Genomic DNA, 3,789 nt, shown 5'->3' on the forward strand with positions numbered 1-3,789 from the left:
GCGTACAGGCCGGCCACCGCGGGGAAGGGGGGCTTCAGCCGCGGCTGGCCGCGATAGCCCTCCAGCGAGTCGAGCAGCGCGGTCTCCTCGCCGCAGATGTACGCCCCGGCGCCGGCGTGCACGGTGATGTCGACGTTCGCGCCCGAACCGAGGACGTTGCTGCCGAGGTAGCCGCGGGCGCGGGCCTCCTGCACGGCCGCGACGACCCGGCGCAGCGCGTGCACCGCTTCGCCGCGGATGTAGATGAACGCCCGCTCGGCGCGCACGGCGTAGCAGGCGATGATGATGCCCTCGACCAGCGCGTGCGGGTCGTTCATCATCAGCGGCAGGTCACGGCAGGTGCCCGGCTCGCCCTCGTCGGCGTTGACCACCACGTAGTGCGGCTTGCCGTCGCCCTGCGGGATGAAGCTCCACTTCATGCCGGTCGGGAAGCCCGCGCCGCCGCGGCCACGCAGGTTCGAGTCCTTCACCAGCGCGATGAGGTCGTCGGGCGCCATCGTCAGCGCCTTGCGCAGCCCGGCGTAGCCGTCGAGCCGCTCGTAGTTGCCGATGCGCCACGGCTGCTGGGTGCCGAAGCGCTTCGTGAGCACGGGCGTGAGCGACATGCCTACTTCGCCTCCTCGCCGGCCGGCTTGGCCGGGTGGGCCGGATCTGATCCCGAGGTCGTCAGCGGTGCGTCGTGCTGGCTGGTCGGCTGGTCCGAGCGCGTGCCGGCGCCGACGCCGTTCGCGGGCATGGTGTCGCCGGTGTCGCCGGTGCCGTCGCGTCCGTCGGCACCGAGCGCGTACGACGGCGCGCTCTCGCCCCGCTGCACCGCGAGCCGTACCCCGGCCTCGGTCTGCGGGCCGGTGCCGTTCGCGTCGAGCGCGAGCGCCGACTCGTCGTCGTAGAACCCGGCGATCTGGCGCGAGATCTGCTTGAAGGTGCACAGCGGCGCGCCGCGGGTCGGCATCGGCCGCTGCCCGTCGCGCAACTGCTGCACCAGGCCGAGCGCCGAGTCGACGGTCTGGTTGTCGAAGAACTCGTAGTTCACCGTGACGACCGGTGCGTAGTCGCACGCGGCCAGGCACTCGGCCGACTCGAAGGTGAACGTGCCGTCGGCGGTGGTCTGGTTGTGCCCGACGCCGAGTTCCTCGCTGAGTGCGTTGTAGATCTCGTCGCCGCCGAGGAAGCCGCAGAGCGTGTTCGTGCACACGCTCACCAGCCAGTCGCCGGTCGGCTCGCGCTTGTACATCGTGTAGAAGGTCGCGACCGCCGCCACCTGGGCCTTGGTGATGCCGAGCTGGTCGGCGCAGAAGGCGATGCCGTCGGGCGTCACGTGCCCCTGCACCGACTGCACGAGGTGCAGCAGCGGCAGCAGCGCCGAGCGCTCCTGCCCGGCCGGGTAGCGCGACTTCAGCTCGGCCGCGTCCAGCCGGGTCTTCTCGTCGAAGACGCTCGGGTCGCCCGGGCGGTCGAGGTTGATGACCGACGTGCGGAACGTGCTGCGTCCGCTGCCGAGCGCGCCGGTGTCGGCCGAGGTCGGGAGCTCGCTCACCGGTCGACGCCTCCCATCACAGGGTCGATGGACGCCACGCTGGCGATGCAGTCGGCGATCATGCCACCGACGGCGAGGGCCGCGAGCGACTGCAGGTTGACGAAGCCGGGGTCGCGCAGGTGCACCCGGTACGGACGCGTGCTGCCGTCGCTCACGGCGTGGCAGCCGAGCTCGCCGCGGGGTGACTCGATGCCGACGTACGCCTGGCCCGGCGGCACGCGGAAGCCCTCGGTGACCAGCTTGAAGTGGTGGATGAGCGCCTCCATCGAGGTGCCCATGATCTTCTGCACGTGCTCGAGGGAGTTGCCCATGCCGTCGGGGCCGAGCGACAGGCGCGCGGGCCAGCCGATCTTCGGGTCCTCGTGCATCGTCGGGCCGGGCTCGGCGAGCCGGTCGAGCACCTGCGCGATGATCTTCAGCGACTCGTGCATCTCGGCGACCTTCACGACGAAGCGCGACCAGCAGTCGCCGCGGTCGTCGGTCGGCACCTCGAAGTCGAAGGTCTCGTAGCCGAGGTACGGCATGGTCTTGCGGAGGTCCCACGGCAGGCCGGCGGCCCGCAGCATCGGTCCGGTGACGCCGAGCGCGAGGCAGCCCTCGACGCCGATCCAGCCGACGTCCTTGAGCCGGTTCACCCAGATCGCCTGGCCGCGCAGCAGCTTGTCGACGCCGCGCAGCTCGTCGTACTGCTCCTTGAGCAGCACGCGGATCTTCTCGATCGCGCCCTCGGGGAGGTCCTGCGCGACGCCGCCCGGCCGGAAGTAGGCGTGGTTCATGCGCAGGCCGGTGATGAGCTCGAAGACGTCGAGGATGCGCTCACGGGCGCGGAAGCCGTTGGTCATCGCGGTGAGCGCGCCGAGCTCCATGCCACCGGTGGCGAGCCAGACCCAGTGCGACGAGAGCCGGTTCAGCTCGAGCATGAGCACGCGGATGAGCTGCGCCCGCGGCGGCGCCTCGATGCCGAGCAGCTTCTCGACCGCCATGCAGTACGCGGCCTCGTTTGAGAACGGCGCCACGTAGTCGCACCGGGTCAGGAAGGTGACCGCCTGCGTCCAGGTGCGGAACTCGCAGTTCTTCTCGATGCCCGTGTGCAGGTAGCCGATGACCGCGCGTGCGTCGGTGACCGTCTCACCCTCGATCTCGAGCACCAGCCGCAGCACGCCGTGCGTCGACGGGTGCTGCGGACCCATGTTGAGGACGAGACGTTCCTCGGCGATCGGGTCGTTGCCGCCGGCGATGAGGTCCCAGTCGCCGCCGCTGAGGTTGTAGACGCGTCCCTCGGTCGTCTCGCGACTGGGCGCGTACACGTCCTGCGTTTCAGTCATCGGTATGCCCGCCTCTCGTCGGCCGGCGGGATCGTGGCGCCCTTGTACTGCACCGGGATGCCGCCGAGCGGGTAGTCCTTGCGCTGCGGGAAGCCGTCCCAGTCGTCGGGCATGAGGATGCGCGTCAACGCCGGGTGGCCGTCGAAGATGAGGCCGAACATGTCGTAGGCCTCGCGCTCCTGCCAGTCGGCGGTCGGGTACAGCGCGGTGACCGAGGGCAGGTGCGGGTCGTCGACGCTCACGGCCACCTCGAGCCGGATGCGGCGGCGGTAGGTCATGGACGTCAGGTGATAGACCGAGTGCAGGCGGCGGCGCGAGGTCTCGTAGTCGACGCCCGACACGCTCGACAGCAGCTCGAAGCGCAGCGCCGGGTCGTTGCGCAGCGCGGTCGCGACGGCGATGAGGTGCTCGCGCGCCACGTGGATGGTGAGCTCGTCGCGGTCGACGGTGATGAGCTCGATCGCCTCGTCGAAGACCGGGCAGGCGTCGTGCAGCGCGTCGACGATCTCGTCGAAGTACCCGCCGTAGGGACGCTGCGCCGGCAGCGGCGACCACGGCTCGCGGACGAGGCCGCCGAAGCCGGACGTGTCGCCGGATCCCGTGACACCGAACATGCCGTGCCGCTCGGCGCCGACCGTGGCGTCGGCGGCCTGGCTGACCGCCTGGATGTCGCTCGCCGGCTGGTCGGTCGTCACCGGGACCTCCGGACGCGGCGGCTCAGTCATCGGCGCGGGCGTAGCGGTAGGACGACGGCACCAGCTCGACCTGCTGGCCCTCGAGCCGCTTGGCCCGCTTGGGCCCCAGCGGCTCGTGCATGATCTTGGTGTGCAGCTTGAGCACCGCGTCGATGAGCATCTCCGGACGCGGCGGGCAGCCGGGCAGGTACATGTCGACGGGCACGACGTGGTCGACACCCTGCACGATCGC

At 70.8% G+C, this 3,789-nt stretch carries 3 protein-coding genes and 2 pseudogenes; all 5 read right to left on the bottom strand.

Annotation, left to right across the window (positions count from 1 at the left end; genetic code table 11):
- Positions 1-605: pseudogene (locus tag ACTHMS_RS23060) on the bottom strand (NADH-quinone oxidoreductase subunit F); the annotation flags it as partial.
- 2 nt (positions 606-607) lie between these two features.
- Positions 608-1,537, bottom strand: coding sequence for an NADH-quinone oxidoreductase subunit NuoE (gene nuoE / locus ACTHMS_RS23065; protein WP_440308998.1), 930 nt, complete (start codon positions 1,535-1,537; stop codon positions 608-610).
- Complete coding sequence (locus ACTHMS_RS23070; protein WP_440308999.1) at positions 1,534-2,862, bottom strand: NADH-quinone oxidoreductase subunit D; 1,329 nt, start codon at positions 2,860-2,862, stop codon at positions 1,534-1,536. Before ACTHMS_RS23070 ends, nuoE begins: the two co-directional genes overlap by 4 nt.
- Positions 2,859-3,587: an NADH-quinone oxidoreductase subunit C gene (locus tag ACTHMS_RS23075; RefSeq protein ID WP_440309000.1), complete on the bottom strand. Its 729-nt coding sequence runs from the start codon at positions 3,585-3,587 to the stop codon at positions 2,859-2,861. Before ACTHMS_RS23075 ends, ACTHMS_RS23070 begins: the two co-directional genes overlap by 4 nt.
- Positions 3,580-3,789, bottom strand: a pseudogene (locus ACTHMS_RS23080) (NADH-quinone oxidoreductase subunit B); the annotation flags it as partial. The gene ACTHMS_RS23075 and the pseudogene ACTHMS_RS23080, both read right to left, overlap by 8 nt.

Source organism: Jatrophihabitans sp. (assembly GCF_051960575.1).
Classification (GTDB): domain Bacteria; phylum Actinomycetota; class Actinomycetes; order Mycobacteriales; family Jatrophihabitantaceae; genus JBQCEE01.

Excerpts from the sequence above, each read along its gene's own strand:
- ACTHMS_RS23070 (WP_440308999.1), bottom strand. The coding sequence starts at position 2,862 with ATGACTGAAACGCAGGACGTGTACGCGCCCAGTCGCGAGACGACCGAG.
- ACTHMS_RS23075 (WP_440309000.1), bottom strand. The coding sequence starts at position 3,587 with ATGACTGAGCCGCCGCGTCCGGAGGTCCCGGTGACGACCGACCAGCCG.